Annotated in this window: 13 protein-coding genes; 6 read left to right on the top strand and 7 right to left on the bottom strand. The window is 64.2% G+C overall.

The features are described from left to right. Window positions 1-36 precede the first annotated feature (36 nt). Window positions 37-1,239: an efflux RND transporter periplasmic adaptor subunit gene (locus OVA00_RS17190; protein ID WP_112974825.1), complete on the bottom strand. Its 1,203-nt coding sequence runs from the start codon at window positions 1,237-1,239 to the stop codon at window positions 37-39. A 79-nt stretch (window positions 1,240-1,318) separates the two neighbouring features. Next, window positions 1,319-2,143: an alpha/beta hydrolase fold domain-containing protein gene (locus tag OVA00_RS17185; protein ID WP_034797364.1), complete on the bottom strand. Its 825-nt coding sequence runs from the start codon at window positions 2,141-2,143 to the stop codon at window positions 1,319-1,321. A 140-nt stretch (window positions 2,144-2,283) separates the two neighbouring features. Between OVA00_RS17185 and OVA00_RS17180 the strand changes: the two genes are divergently transcribed. After that, a complete protein-coding gene (locus OVA00_RS17180) occupies window positions 2,284-3,195 on the top strand; it encodes a LysR family transcriptional regulator (protein WP_034797362.1) in 912 nt (303 codons plus the stop codon). Between the two features lie 164 nt (window positions 3,196-3,359). On the opposite strand, the gene OVA00_RS17175 is transcribed toward OVA00_RS17180, so the two are convergent. The 3 genes from OVA00_RS17175 to dapD all read right to left on the bottom strand — a co-directional run bounded on the left by OVA00_RS17175 (window position 3,360) and on the right by dapD (window position 6,716). After that, window positions 3,360-5,330, bottom strand: a complete 1,971-nt coding sequence (locus OVA00_RS17175) for a DEAD/DEAH box helicase (protein WP_268089370.1) — start codon at window positions 5,328-5,330, stop codon at window positions 3,360-3,362. Window positions 5,331-5,469: 139 nt separating this feature from the next. Then, the gene (locus tag OVA00_RS17170) at window positions 5,470-5,853 is read right to left on the bottom strand and encodes a DUF805 domain-containing protein (RefSeq protein WP_034797357.1); all 384 of its coding nucleotides are present in this window, start codon (window positions 5,851-5,853) and stop codon (window positions 5,470-5,472) included. 5 nt (window positions 5,854-5,858) lie between these two features. Beyond that, a complete protein-coding gene (gene dapD, locus OVA00_RS17165; RefSeq protein WP_268089369.1) occupies window positions 5,859-6,716 on the bottom strand; it encodes a 2,3,4,5-tetrahydropyridine-2,6-dicarboxylate N-succinyltransferase in 858 nt (285 codons plus the stop codon). Between the two features lie 365 nt (window positions 6,717-7,081). Between dapD and OVA00_RS17160 the strand changes: the two genes are divergently transcribed. Continuing rightward, window positions 7,082-7,981, top strand: coding sequence for an LOG family protein (locus tag OVA00_RS17160; protein ID WP_077962548.1), 900 nt, complete (start codon window positions 7,082-7,084; stop codon window positions 7,979-7,981). Between the two features lie 118 nt (window positions 7,982-8,099). Here OVA00_RS17160 and OVA00_RS17155 read toward each other — a convergent pair whose 3' ends face one another. Then, window positions 8,100-8,621 carry an EF-hand domain-containing protein gene (locus tag OVA00_RS17155; protein ID WP_162728662.1) on the bottom strand — a complete coding sequence of 174 codons (522 nt, stop codon included), beginning with the start codon at window positions 8,619-8,621 and terminating at the stop codon, window positions 8,100-8,102. A gap of 168 nt (window positions 8,622-8,789) precedes the next feature. After that, on the bottom strand, window positions 8,790-9,503 hold the full coding sequence (locus OVA00_RS17150) for a pyrimidine 5'-nucleotidase (RefSeq protein ID WP_090295082.1): 714 nt from the start codon (window positions 9,501-9,503) through the stop codon (window positions 8,790-8,792). Between the two features lie 155 nt (window positions 9,504-9,658). On the opposite strand from OVA00_RS17150, the gene OVA00_RS17145 reads away from it, so the two are divergent. Genes OVA00_RS17145 through OVA00_RS17130 form a run of 4 tightly spaced genes read left to right on the top strand, consistent with a single transcriptional unit; the run spans window position 9,659 to window position 13,327 of the window. Next, window positions 9,659-10,450 (top strand): sterol desaturase family protein, encoded by a 792-nt coding sequence (locus OVA00_RS17145; protein WP_162731809.1) that lies wholly within the window; start codon window positions 9,659-9,661, stop codon window positions 10,448-10,450. Between the two features lie 58 nt (window positions 10,451-10,508). After that, complete coding sequence (locus OVA00_RS17140) at window positions 10,509-11,423, top strand: DMT family transporter (protein WP_090295078.1); 915 nt, start codon at window positions 10,509-10,511, stop codon at window positions 11,421-11,423. Between the two features lie 57 nt (window positions 11,424-11,480). Continuing rightward, complete coding sequence (locus tag OVA00_RS17135; RefSeq protein WP_268089368.1) at window positions 11,481-12,560, top strand: bifunctional transcriptional activator/DNA repair enzyme AdaA; 1,080 nt, start codon at window positions 11,481-11,483, stop codon at window positions 12,558-12,560. Further along, window positions 12,557-13,327 carry an isocitrate lyase/PEP mutase family protein gene (locus OVA00_RS17130; RefSeq protein ID WP_090295077.1) on the top strand — a complete coding sequence of 257 codons (771 nt, stop codon included), beginning with the start codon at window positions 12,557-12,559 and terminating at the stop codon, window positions 13,325-13,327. Before OVA00_RS17135 ends, OVA00_RS17130 begins: the two co-directional genes overlap by 4 nt. Window positions 13,328-13,374 lie beyond the last annotated feature (47 nt).

Below are 13,374 nucleotides of genomic sequence, written 5' to 3'. Positions count from 1 at the left end.
TGGAGCCTCTTCACACCGGGCGAAGAGGCGCCGGGATTACTTGGCGATAGAGGCGGTCGTTTCCTCGACCTGCTGCGGCGCCACGACGACGCCGGGGCGAACCCGCTGCAGGCCGTTGACGACGATGTTCTCGCCGGACTTCAGGCCGCTTTCGACGATGCGCAGACCGTCGGAATTCGGCCCCAGCTTCACCTGGCGATACTCGACCTTGTTGTCGGTGCCGACGACGAAGACGAATTTCTTGTCCTGGTCGGAGCCGATGGCGCGGTCGCTGATCACAAGCTTTTCCTCGGGGTCCGGCTCGCCGATGCGGATGCGGACGAACTGTCCGGGGATCAGCCTGCCGTCGGCGTTTTCAAGCGCCGCGCGTACCCGGATCGTGCCGGTTGCCGCATCCACCTCGTTGTTGATGAGCTGGATATGGCCCAAGATCGGCGTGCCCTCGTCGGCGGCGGTGCCGACCTGGACCGGCAGGCGCTCGATCGCGTTGCCGCCGGCCGATGCTGCGAGCCGGGCGAGAGCGGTGGTGACCACTTCTTCGCTGGCGTTGAAGCTCGCATAGATCGGATCGACCGAGACGAGCGTTGTCAGCACAGGCGAGGCGGAACCGGCAGCAACGAGGTTGCCGGCGGTGACGTCGAGCCGGCCGACGCGGCCGGAGATCGGCGCACGGACCTCGGTGTATTGCAGATCGAGTTCGGCCGTGCGCAGCGCCGCCTTGGCCGAACGCACCTCCGCCTGAGCTTCGTCATAGGCGCTGGCGCGCTGGTCGACGCTGCTCTGCGGCACGGCGCTGGTGGTCACCAGCTTGCGGCCGCGCTCGAGCTCGATCTTGGCGAGCGAAACACGCGCTTCGGCAGCCTCGACCTGGGCCTTTGCCCGCTCGACGGCGGCGGCATAGGGCTCGGGATCGATCGTCACCAGGAGGTCGCCCTGCTTGACCAGCGCGCCTTCGCGGAAGTGGGCCTTCAGGATGGCGCCGCCGACGCGCGGGCGCACCTCGACACGCTCGATCGCTTCAAGGCGTCCGGAGAATTCCTCCCAGGTGGTGATGCGCTTGGACTGCGCCCGCGCCACCGAGACCGGCACAGCCGGCGGAGGAGCGGCGGACGCATCGGTCGCGGCATCGGCCTCGAAATGCTGCGGCAGGCCGAACATGACGGCGGCGGCGCCGCCGACAGACAAAAGGATACTCAGGCCGGCGCCCCAGAGGGCCCGGCGGGTCACTGTCGATGTCATCTTTTCTCTCCTTGCCGGTTGGGAGCCGGCGCTTTGCGTTCGATGCCAGATCGGGGAATGAGCCTCTGAGCGGCCCCGCCTAACGCACCGTCATTTCCGCCGGCTTTGCCCCCGCCTTCTGGAAGAAGCGGGCGAAGATGCCGGTAATTTCCTTCTGCTGTGCCGACCAGCTTTCGCCGGTGCCTGCGTTCTGCGGCAACCATCCGGCGCGTCCGGGCAGCACGTGGGATTCTACCGCCACGCCCGCCTTGCGCAGGCGCTCGGCATAGGCTTCAGCCTCGTCGCGCATCGGACACTCTTCGCTGGTCACGATCAGCGAAGGCACGAGGCCGGCGAGCCGCGTACAGTGGGCCGGCGCGGCGTAAGGGTGGGTGAAGCCACCGTTCTGGCCGAGATAGCGCTGCCAGCCGTCGGCGATCGATTGCGCCGAGGACTGGGGACAGTATTGACGGAACGATGCCGTTGCCAGGCACGGATCCAGCATCGGCGACAGCAGGATCTGGCCCTTGAGATCGGTCAGATACTGGTCTCGCGCCATCAGCGCGGCCCCGGCGGCGACATTGCCGCCAGCCTCTTCGCCGGCCACGAACAGCGACGACTTCTTGTGTGCGAACTGCGGGCAGCGCGCGCGCATCGACGACAGCATGGCATAGGCGACATCGAGGGCCGCAGGAAAGGGATTGAGGCAGGCCGCGGAATATTCCGGAGATATCACCACCGCTCCGGCTGCCGCGAGTGCCTCGGCAACGCGCTCGCCGGCAGCGATCGTTCCGCCGACGAAGGAGCCGCCATGCAGGTGCAGTACGATCGGCGGCGGATTGAGCAGGGTCTCGCCGCGGTAGACGCGTGCGGTGCACGAGCCTTGGCCCGTCTGCATCGTCTCCACTTTGAACTGTTCGCCCATCTCTCTTGCCTTCGGCCCGAGCCAAACCCACATGTGGCGACAACACGCCACGATAGGAGAATAGCATTGTCTTCTGTCTGGAATAGTCTTTTCAATCTGATTACACTATTCGCATTCTCGAACAATTACGGCTCTTGAAAATGGACCAGCTCACGGCCATGCGCGCCTTTCTCCGGGTCGTCGAAACCGGAAATTTCACCCGCGCTTCCGCTTCGCTGAATATGCCCAAGGCGACATTGACCAATCTCATCCAGGGATTGGAGGCGCACCTGCGCACAAAACTTCTGAACCGCACCACCCGCCGGGTGCTGGTAACGCCCGATGGCGCGCTCTATTACGAACGCGCTGCCCGCCTTTTGACCGACCTCGACGAACTCGACGGCAGTCTTTCGAGCGCCCAGACCTTGCCGAAGGGACGGCTCAGGGTGGAGATGGCAAGCGCGATTGCCAACCTGATCGTGATCCCCGCGCTACCGGAGTTTCACAAGCGTTATCCCGACATCCAGATAGACCTCGGGGTCTCGGACAGGACGGTGGACTACGTGGCCGAGAATGTCGATTGCGCCATTCGCGTCGGTGCGCTCACCGACCAGTCCCTGATCGCGCGCCGCATCACCGAGATGAGCTTCGTCGCCTGCGCAGCGCCCGATTACCTCTCGCGCCACGCGATCCCGCAGCATCCGTCGGATCTCTCGAAGAACTGCTACGTCGTCGGCTACTTCCGGCCGCAGACCGGGCAGCAGTTGCCGTTCTACTTCAAGCGCGGCAACGAGGAGATTGAAGTGAACGGCCGCTATGCCGTGGCGGCGAATGAAGCCACCACCTATCTCGCGGCGGCGCGAGCCGGCCTCGGCGTCATTCAGGCGCCGCGTTTCATGGTGCGCGAGGACCTCGAGACCGGCGCCATGCGGCCGGTGCTGGAGGATTGGGAAGTCGAGCCCATGCCGATCTATCTCGTCTATCCGCCGAACCGGCACCTGAGCAGCCGGCTGCGCGTCTTTGCCGACTGGGTGGTCAAGATTGTCGCCCAGTCGCAGCTCGACGCTGCCTGACCGTCACGCGCGCCGGCTCGGTGCCATGCATGATCCACGTTGCGCTGAGCGTCCGGGCGGAGTGCCGGGACCGCTCGCTCCCCGGTCCTCGGAATAACAAAAAAAGGCGCCGCGATCGGATCGCAGCGCCTTGTTGATTGGCTTTTGGGTTGCCGTCGCCGGGCTCAGCCCTGGCGGTTCTTGGCGTTGCCCTTCGGCTTGGTTTTGGGCTTGAAGCCGCCGTCCTTGCCAGCGTCCGTCTTGCCCTTCTTCTTGTTGCCCCAGGGCTTTTCGGCGCCCTTCGCCGGCGGCCTGTCCTCGGTATGGGCGGGCCCATCGCTATAGGCGGCCTTCTTTTCGAACTTGCGCTTCGGCTTGAAGTCGCCGCGGTCGTCATTGCGAGCGGCGTCGTCGGAATAGGGGCGCTTCTTGGCAAAGCCCGGCTTATCCTTGGAGAAGTTCGGCTTGTCCCTCGAGAAACTCGGTTTTTCCTGGCGCTGCTGCGACAGATCCGGCGCACCGGCGAGCGGCTTCACGCGGATGCCCTTCTCCAGCATCTTGTCTTTGCCGATCGCCGACAGGAAGCGTTCGGCGCCTTCGGCGGTCATCTCGACGAAGGTCTCTTCCTGCTGCATGCGGATCGCGCCGATGTCGCGCTTGGTCAGCTTGCCGTGACGGCAGAGCATCGGGATCAGCCAACGCGGCTCCGCACTCTGCTTGCGGCCGACGGACAGCGAGAACCAGCTGCCGTCGCTGAAGTCGGCGCGCTCGGCGCCGAAGTCCTCGCGCGGTGCACGATCATCGCGCGGTGCGCGTTCGTCGCGGCGCGGCTTGGCGCCGACAGCGACTTCGATCAGGTCTTCCGGAGCGGACCGTCCGGAACGGAACTGGCGTACGAAGGCGGCGGCCATCTGCTCGGCACCGTGGCGCTCGATAAGTGCTGCCACGATCGCCTGTTCGTCCTCGCGGATCGGCTCGGCAAAGCTCGTATCGGCAAGCAGGCGCTCGTCGTCACGTTGGCTGACCTCGTCGGCCGACGGCGGGCGTGCCCAGGTCGCGGTAATCCGGCCGCCGTCGAGCAGGCGCTCAGCCTTGCGGCGCTGGTTGACCGGCACGATAAGGGCGCTGACGCCCTTCTGACCGGCGCGTCCGGTGCGGCCGCTGCGGTGAAGCAGCGTCTCGGAGTTGGTTGGCAGATCGGCGTGAATGACCAGTTCCAGGCCCGGTAGGTCGATGCCGCGGGCGGCAACGTCGGTCGCAATGCAGACGCGGGCGCGGCCGTCGCGCATGGCCTGAAGGGCGTGGGTGCGTTCGTTCTGGCTGAGCTCGCCCGAAAGCGCCACCACCGAGAAGCCGCGGTTATTGAAGCGGGCGGTCAGATGGTTGACCGCGGCGCGGGTCGAGCAGAACACGATGGCGTTGCGCGCTTCGTAAAAGCGCAGCACGTTGATGATCGAGTTTTCGCGATCGTTCGGCGCAACGGTGAGCGCGCGGTATTCGATGTCGACATGCTGCTTCTGTTCGGAAGCGGTGCTGATGCGTACGGCGTCGCGCTGGTAGTTCTTGGCAAGCGTTGCGATCGACTTCGGCACGGTCGCCGAGAACATCAGGGTGCGGCGATCGTCCGGGGACTCTTCGAGAATGAATTCGAGGTCTTCGCGGAAGCCGAGGTCGAGCATTTCGTCGGCTTCGTCGAGAACGATGGCGCGCAGCGAAGAAATGTCGAGCGAGTTGCGGCGAATGTGGTCGCAAAGGCGACCGGGCGTGCCGACGACGATGTGGGCGCCGCGTTCCAGCGTGCGCTTCTCGGTGCGCATGTCCATGCCGCCGACACACGAGGCGATCGTCGCGCCGGTCTCACCGTAGAGCCACTCAAGCTCGCGCTTGACCTGAAGCGCCAGTTCGCGCGTCGGTGCGATGGCGAGCGCCAGGGGGGCACCGGCAGGCCCGAAGCGGCGTTCGTCGCCAAGCAGCGTCGGCGCCAGCGCCAGGCCGAAGGCGACCGTCTTGCCGGAACCGGTCTGCGCCGAAACCAGGGCGTCGCGCCCGGCGAGTTCCGGATCGCGCATCGCCTGTTGAACCGGCGTCAATTCGTTGTAACCGCGTTTTGCCAACGCCTCGGCGATCGCAGGCGCGATCCCTTCGAATTCAGTCATATCTTGTCTTTCGGATATCGGTCGTAGAGCCCAGGACGAATGGATCGTCTCGGCGCCAATTGCCGCGGCCAACACGTCGCGGGCCTGTCATGGCGCGCTACATACGCGCTCACGCGGTTCTTGTACAGGGGCGAAGGGTTCAAGGGCCGGGTTCGTCGCTGCGCGCGCCGAACTCGTTGGGCCCCTGATCGCCCGGCCAGAGGCAAAGGGCGATGAAGACGACCGGGCTCAAGACCGGGATAAACAGAGTGAGGGAAAGCGGGCCGGGATAGCCGATATCGTGCAGGCGCTTGATCGCCAGCATGGCGATGGAGGGCAGCGAGACGAGGCTCGAGACGACGAATGCCAGCGTCCAGAGCGCCAGCACCGTCTCATTGCCCTCGTTGGCAACCATCCGGGCGACCATGAAACCGCCGATCAGGAACCAGAACAGCCAGGAGAGAAAGAAGGGCAGGCGGCCGATGCGACCGGAGGGGCTGAAGAACAGCCAGGTCATGCTCGGCTGCGGCCCCTCCGGTGTCATCGCGATCAGTCCCGAAGCAGTTCGTTGATGCCGGTCTTCGAGCGGGTCTTTTCGTCGACGCGCTTGACGATGACGGCGCAATAGAGGTTCGGCGCCGGCTGGCCGTTGCCCATGGTCGAGCCCGAGGGCATCGAACCTGCGACGACGACCGAGTAGGGCGGCACTTCGCCATAGGTCACTTCGCCGGTGGCGCGGTCGACGATCTTGGTCGACTTGCCGATGAAGACGCCCATGCCGAGGACGGAGCCTTCGCGCACGATGCAGCCTTCGACGACTTCCGAGCGGGCGCCGATGAAGCAGTTGTCTTCAATGATCGTCGGGCCGGCCTGCATCGGCTCCAGCACGCCGCCGATGCCGACGCCGCCCGAAAGGTGCACGTTCTTGCCGATCTGGGCGCAGGAGCCGACCGTTGCCCAGGTATCGACCATCGTGCCTTCGCCGACATAGGCGCCGAGATTGACGAAGGAGGGCATCAGGATGGCGTTGGGGGCGATGTAGGCCGAACGGCGCACGACGCAGTTCGGAACGGCGCGGAAACCGGCCTTCTCGAACTCGTTGACGCTCCAGCCGTCGAACTTCGAGGGCACCTTGTCCCACCAGACCGACTGGCCCGGGCCGCCCTTGACGATTTCCATCGGGTTGAGGCGGAAGGAGAGCAGTACGGCCTTCTTCAGCCACTGATTGACCGCCCAGTTACCGTCTTCGCCGCGCTGTGCGACGCGGACCTTGCCGCTGTCGAGCAGGTTCAGCGCCGTCTCGACGGCATCGCGCACCGCGCCGCGCGTTCCGGTGTTGACGGAGTCGCGGTCTTCAAAGGCGGCTTCGATCGTCTGCGACAGGGAGGCGAGGTCGTGGTTCGTCATCGGAATTCCTTAAAGTTCGGCGGTTATCCTGCGAAAGCTCTACTGCATAAATCCGAAAATCGGAATCGATTTAAGGACAAAATTATGCAGCAGATCTAGCTGCTGCAGCGACCTTGACACGTCCTGAGCGGCGGTGGCTGCACGACGTGATCCTGAAAAGTTGAAGGGCTTTTCAGGTCCCTGGAGTGGCCGGGGCTTGGCAAACTGAGGCGAACACGGCACTACAGCGCCGCGTACCCGTTCGGGATGCGCAAAGGCCGCCGCAGCGCGCTGATGCGCTTGCGACCTTCATGACCGAGGATTGAGGATAGGACGCGTCTGGACGAGATGCCGATTGTCCGGAACGCGACGGGAAAGACGAGAATATGGCACGCATGAAGAAGCGCGCTCTGCGCCGCAAAGATGGGGTCTGGGATCCGCTGGCCGACAGCTCGCAGAGCCGGCAACGCGCACAGACCGTTCCGGTCACGCCGCAATCGGCTTCGCCTTCCTATCGCCTCGCCTATATCGACGACGATTTTCTCTGCCGCGAGGAACTGCGCCCGATCCGGCTGCAGCTCGAACTCCTGAAGACCGAAATGATGCTGGAAGAGCGCGGCATCAACTCCACCGTCGTCATGTTCGGCGGCGCTCGCATTCCTGAGCCCGGCGGCGACGCCTGGGCGGCGAAGAACGAGACGCAGCGCAAGAACCTCGAAGCCGCCTCGGTCTATTACGAGGAAGCACGCAAGTTCGCGCGGCTCTGCTCCGAGCATTCGGCCAAGCTGCACTACAAGGAATATGTCGTCGTCACCGGCGGTGGGCCGGGCGTGATGGAAGCCGGCAATCGCGGCGCCGATGATGTCGGCGCGCCGTCGATCGGCCTCAACATCGTGCTGCCGCACGAGCAGGCGCCCAATCGCTACGTGACACCGGAATTGTCGTTCAACTTCCACTACTTCGCCATCCGCAAGATGCATTTCCTCTTGCGCGCCAAGGCCGTCACCGTGTTCCCGGGCGGCTTCGGCACGCTGGACGAATTGTTCGAGACGATGACGCTGATGCAGACCGGGCGTCTGGCGCTGGTTCCGCTCATTCTCTTCGGGGAAAAGTTCTGGCGCTCGATCGTCAATTTCGAGGCGCTCGCCGAGTTCGGCACGATCGCGCCCAACGATGTCGACCTAGTCCACTTCGTCGAAACGGCCGAGGAAGCCTGGGAGATCATCTCCCGCTTCTACGAAACGGTCGATCCGAAGTCGGTGCCGATGGCGAACGGCCGCCGCTGAAACGATCTCGCGCGGAACGCCTCCGACAATGCGCATAGCCCCTCGCTGGGGGGAGCAAGGGGCTATGGGCTAGCCGGGAGCCTCTCCACCGGGCGGTGGGGAGAGAGAAGAGCTCCCGTCAGATCTTCTTGGTAAAGTCGGCCGCGTCGATGACGCCGTCGCCATTCTTGTCACGCCGCTTGAACATGGCTTCCGCGGCGCCTGAAACCTCGCTGGCACTCAAGGAGCCGTTGCCGTCGGTATCGACGCGCTTGAAGGCCTTGGGCCGCAGGCCAGGCAGCATGGCCGGGCGGGCTTCCTTCAGCTTGGCAAGGGCGGTCTCGCGCTCCGTGCCGGTCTTTGCCTTGGCGTCCTTCCAGGCCTTGCGCGCCTCACGGAAGGCCTCGCGCTTGACCTTCATTTCTTCGGCGCTGATCTGCCCGTCGCCATTGGTATCGAAGGTTTTGAAATTGTCGGAGATCCGCGCCTGGAACTCGGTGAGCGAAACCTTCTGGTCCTTGTTGGTGTCGAGGCGCTCTATCATGCGCTGGCCGCGCTGCTCGGGCGTCATCTTTTCGCGGGCAGCAAAGGAGGGGGAGGCCATTCCGGTGACGGCGACGGAGAGTGCAGCCACGCCGAGGATCAGGGTCTTGTTCGGCATCATGCGTCCTTTCGATCGGTTGTTTCTGATCGCAAGGATAGACGCGGGTGCAGCCGACGCCAGTTAAACTTTGGTAATTTAAGTCATTGGCCGAAAAGGGGTTTTTCGGCGGCAAAATTGTGTCGCAGCGGACGGGACGCCGTCTTTGCGGCGTCCGCCAGCGCCACTCTAGAGATCTGTGAGGAGGCTCCGCAGGAAGCCGGTGAGGTCTTCCGTCACGTAGTCGATCTGCTCGTCGGTGTCGTTCGACTTTTCCCACGATTCCGCAAAGGTGTATTCGAGGTTCTGCGGCACCAGCAGCACCGTCTTCATGCCCAGCGCCTTCGGCACGAGGAGATTGCGCGGCAGGTCCTCGAACATCACGGCATTGCGGGTATCGACCCGGTGCAGGCTCATGAACTTGTCATAGGTCTCGCCCGCGGGCTTCGGCACGAAGTCGGCGGCGACGATATCGAAGATGTCGTCGAAATGGTCGAGGATCCCGAGCGCCCGGGCCGTCATCTGCGCATGGGCAACGCTGCCATTGGTGAAGATGAACTTGCGGCCGGGAAGCGACTTGATCGCTTCGCCGAGCGCCGGGTCGGCCGGAACGATCGAATAGTCGATCGCATGGGCCTGCTCGAGGAACTCGTTCGGGTCGATGCCGTGATGGACCATCAGGCCTTTGAGCGTCGTGCCGTGGTCGCGGTAATAGTCCTTCTGCAGCTTCTTGGCGTCGGCCGGATCGAGCGACAAAAGCTTCGCCACATAGGCCGTCATGTTGCGGTCGATCTGCGCAAACAGGTTGACGTGGTGGGGATAGAGCGTGTTGTCGAGGTCGAAGACCCAGTCGGTGACATGGGCGAATTCGGAGCGGGTCGGCAGGCGGTCGAGCTTTTTCATGACCGCCTTATGACACGACCGACCGTGGCGGCAAACGGGAAAATGGCGATGCGGGGCCGGGCGTAATGCTGGCGCATAGATTAGCGCTTTGAATTGGCGGTTGTGCGTGGCATCTTCCGGCTCGCGCGGTTTTTGGCTCGGGGATGCGGATGCCAATGTCGAACGAAGTATTCTATCTGCTCTTTCTGTTCGGGTTTTACACGTTCACCGTCGTTACCTATTTCGCGCTTGGCTATGGCATCACATGGCTCAACGAGCGCAATCCCGAGCGAAAGATCCAGAAGGGACGCGGTTCCGACAAGCGCCGCAGCGCCGAGATCCGCCAGAGCCTCAAATCGATGTTCAGCGCCTGCCTGCCGCTGACGATCGGACTCTACGCCCAGCAGAAGGGCTGGGCGCCGGCGCCCTGGACGCTTACCTGGTGGAACGCCCTGCCGCTCTTCGTGCTCAGCATGATCCTCTACGATGCCTGGTTCTATTTCATGCACCGGCTGCTGCACACCAAGTGGCTCTATCCGCTGCATGCCCTGCATCATAAAAGCGTGGCGCCGACGATCTGGAGCACCTATTCCGAGGACGTCTTCGACAACTTCCTGCTTCAGAGCTTTTCGGCCGTCGTCGTTTTCGTCGTGCCGTTTCCGCCGCTGGTGCTCATCGCCCATCGGCTGTTCGAACATTTCAACGGCATGATCGGCCATTGCGGCTTCGAGTATTTTGCCGCCTCCACCGCGCGCTACCCGTCTCCGCTGCTGTGCACGACGTTCCATGATCAGCACCATTCGGGCTTCAGGTACAATTACGCCAACTACTTCTCCTTCTGGGACCGTGTGCTCGGAACGCTCGCGCCGAACTACGATCAGCGGGTAAAGACCTTCGAGGACGAGGCGCCCCGGATCACGATCAGCGAGAGCACGGAGCTCGCAGAGGCGCGGGAAAGGGCGGACTAGCAACCGGTCCGTTAGGTGGTCCTTGGCAACGAGCCGGCCTGCATGCTAGCTCGAAACGATGGAAACCTGGGTCCTCATCACCATCGCCGCGGCCTTCCTTCAGAACGTCCGCTCCGCAATGCAGAAACACTTGAAAGGCGTCATGGGCACGACGGGCGCGACCTTCGTGCGCTTCGGCTTCGGCCTGCCGTTCGCCTTCCTCTATCTCGTTGTGCTCTGGCAGGTGGTGGGCCGTCCGCTTCCGGTGCCGAACGGCACTTTTTTCCTTTGGGCGGTGATCGGGGGGCTGGCGCAGATCGCCGCAACCTTCCTGCTCGTCCATCTCTTCTCCTTCCGCAACTTCGCCGTCGGCACCGCCTATTCGCGCACGGAACCGGCGCAGGCAGCGCTCTTCGGCCTGATTTTCCTCGGCGAAAAGGCGAGCGAGGGCACGCTGGTGGCAATCGCCATCTCGGTCGTCGGCGTGATGCTGATTTCGGTGGCGCGCACGACCCTGAGTGCGCGCACGCTGGTGACCTCGGTATTCTCGCGCACGGCCGGCATCGGCTTGCTGTCCGGCACCTTCTTCGGCCTTTCGGCCGTCGCCTACCGTTCGGCGTCGCTGGCACTGGCGCCGAGCCTGCCGGCACCCGACTACATGATGCAGGCAAGCTTCACGCTCGGCTTCGTCATCCTCTTGCAGACCGTGGTCATGCTGATCTGGATCGTGGTGCGCGAACGCGACGAGCTGCCGCGCATCGCGGCTGCCTGGAAGCCGGCCTTTGTCGTCGGTTTCGTCGGCGCGTCTGCCTCCTTCGGCTGGTTCATGGCGATGACCCTGCAGCAGGCGGCCGTCGTCAAGGTCGTCGCCCAGGTGGAAATGCTCTTCACCTTCGCCTCGTCCTTTTTCATCTTCCGCGAATGGATCAACAGACTGGAGCTATTGGGTTGCCTGCTGATCGTGCTCGGTGTCGTCATGCTGGTGCTGATCTGAAAAATAGACGCCCGAAAACCGGCGTCTCCCGAGCCGTGGTCATGCTAGAACCGCGGCATGTTGTTCGATCTTCCCTCCGATGAAACGCTCTACGACGCCTTGATGGCGAGCAGCAGCGAATACGAAGGTTCGGCCTTCGTCTGCGTCAAGACAACAGGCGTCTTCTGCCGCCTGTCCTGCCCGGCCCGCAAGCCGAAGCGGGAAAACACGATCTTCGTCGGCTCTATCGGCACCTGCCTGGAGACGGGGTTCCGTCCCTGCCAGCGCTGCCGGCCGCTTGCCACGTTCGGCGCCAAGGATCCGCTCGTCCAGGAGCTTCTGCAGGCGCTGGAAGCAGCACCGGAGCGCCGTTGGAGCGAGGACGACATCGTGTGCCGCGGGCTTGATCCCTCGACCGTCCGGCGTGCCTTCAAGCGCGCGCTCGGCATCACCTTCCTCGATCTCGCGCGCCATCGTCGCCTGGGGCTCGCCGCCCGCCAGCTCGCCGACGGTGGTCGGGTGATCGACGCCCAGCTCGAGGCCGGCTACGAGTCGCCGAGCGGGTTTCGCGCAGCCTTCCAGCGCCTGCTCGGCGATGCGCCGGCGGCAGCGCAGGGGAGGGCGCTGCTCTCGTCCGACTGGATCGAAACGCCGATCGGGCCGATGGTCGCGGTTGCCGATGCGACGCACCTCCATTTGCTGGAGTTCCACGAACGCAAGGCGCTGCCGACGGAACTGGAGGCGCTGAAGCGCGCGACGCGCTCGGCCATCGTCCCCGGCCGGACGGCGCCGATCGATCAGATCGAAGGCGAGTTGAAGAGCTATTTCGCCGGCGAGGCGGGCGGATTTCAAACTCCGCTTGCGCCCGGGGGAACGCCCTTCGAGCGCAACGTGTGGGCGAAGCTCGTGAAGATTCCCGCCGGCGGGACGCGTTCCTATGGTGACATTGCCCGCGAGGTCGCTACGATCCAGTCCGCACGTGCGGTCGCCAAGGCCAACGGTTCCAACCGGATCGCCATCGTCATTCCGTGCCACCGTTGCATCGGCGCGGATGGCTCATTGACCGGTTACGGTGGCGGGCTCTGGCGGAAACAGTGGCTGCTTCGGCACGAGGCGAAAATGAAACCAGTCAGCCTGTTGGTGGAGGAAACACAATGAACCAGAAGGAAAAGGCGCTCGCCTTCGCCGCCCTGCATAAGAAGGGTGACCCGGTAGTGCTCTACAACATCTGGGACGCCGGCAGCGCCAAGGCCGTGGCAGAGGCCGGTGCCAAGGCGCTTGCGACCGGAAGCTGGTCGGTGGCGGCCGCCCACGGCTTCGGCGACGGCGAGAAGGTGCCTCTGGCCTGGCTTGCCGATATCGCACGCCTGATCGTGGCGAGCACCGACCTGCCCGTCAGCATCGATTTCGAAGGCGCCTACTCCGACGACGCTGCGACCGGTGCCGCCAATGTCTCGCGCATCCTCGACGTCGGCGCCATCGGCATCAACTTCGAGGACCAGATCGTCGGCAAGGGCGGCGTGCACCCGGTCGAAAAGCAGGCGGAGCGCATCCGCGCCATCCGCGAGATGGCTGACCGGCGCGGCATCCCCCTGTTCATCAATGCCCGCACCGATCTCTTCCTGCAGGAGGGTGACGAGAGCCGGCATGCCGGCCTCGTCGACGAGGCGATCGCCCGCGGCAAGGCCTATGCCGAAGCGGGCGCCAGCGGCTTCTTCGTACCGTGGCTGGTGGACGAGGCGCTGATCGCCAAGGTCTGCGCCGCCTCGATCCTGCCCGTCAACATCATGATGCGCCCGGCCGCACCCGACCTGAAGACGCTCGCCCGCGCCGGCGTGTCACGCGCCAGCTACGGTCCGGGCCCATACCGCGTGATGATGGAAGAATTGAAGGCGGCGGCGACCGAGGTCTACGCTCCGCGCTGAGCTCGGGGCTCGATGAAATCGCGCTGCGCAAGTTGCGCGATTTCACC

It is taken from the genome of Ensifer sp. SL37 (assembly GCF_026672675.1).
Lineage (GTDB): Bacteria > Pseudomonadota > Alphaproteobacteria > Rhizobiales > Rhizobiaceae > Ensifer > Ensifer adhaerens.
Note: the sequence above shows the minus strand (reverse complement) of the source record. Positions and strands in the feature narration are given on the sequence as shown.

Coding starts and splice junctions, on each gene's coding strand:
- OVA00_RS17155 (WP_162728662.1), bottom strand. CDS start 8,621: ATGCCGAACAAGACCCTGATCCTCGGCGTGGCTGCACTCTCCGTCGCC.
- OVA00_RS17135 (WP_268089368.1), top strand. CDS start 11,481: ATGTTGTTCGATCTTCCCTCCGATGAAACGCTCTACGACGCCTTGATG.
- dapD (WP_268089369.1), bottom strand. CDS start 6,716: ATGACGAACCACGACCTCGCCTCCCTGTCGCAGACGATCGAAGCCGCC.
- OVA00_RS17190 (WP_112974825.1), bottom strand. CDS start 1,239: ATGACATCGACAGTGACCCGCCGGGCCCTCTGGGGCGCCGGCCTGAGT.
- OVA00_RS17185 (WP_034797364.1), bottom strand. CDS start 2,143: ATGGGCGAACAGTTCAAAGTGGAGACGATGCAGACGGGCCAAGGCTCG.
- OVA00_RS17175 (WP_268089370.1), bottom strand. CDS start 5,330: ATGACTGAATTCGAAGGGATCGCGCCTGCGATCGCCGAGGCGTTGGCA.
- OVA00_RS17150 (WP_090295082.1), bottom strand. CDS start 9,503: ATGAAAAAGCTCGACCGCCTGCCGACCCGCTCCGAATTCGCCCATGTC.
- OVA00_RS17160 (WP_077962548.1), top strand. CDS start 7,082: ATGGCACGCATGAAGAAGCGCGCTCTGCGCCGCAAAGATGGGGTCTGG.
- OVA00_RS17180 (WP_034797362.1), top strand. CDS start 2,284: ATGGACCAGCTCACGGCCATGCGCGCCTTTCTCCGGGTCGTCGAAACC.
- OVA00_RS17170 (WP_034797357.1), bottom strand. CDS start 5,853: ATGACACCGGAGGGGCCGCAGCCGAGCATGACCTGGCTGTTCTTCAGC.
- OVA00_RS17145 (WP_162731809.1), top strand. CDS start 9,659: ATGTCGAACGAAGTATTCTATCTGCTCTTTCTGTTCGGGTTTTACACG.
- OVA00_RS17140 (WP_090295078.1), top strand. CDS start 10,509: ATGGAAACCTGGGTCCTCATCACCATCGCCGCGGCCTTCCTTCAGAAC.
- OVA00_RS17130 (WP_090295077.1), top strand. CDS start 12,557: ATGAACCAGAAGGAAAAGGCGCTCGCCTTCGCCGCCCTGCATAAGAAG.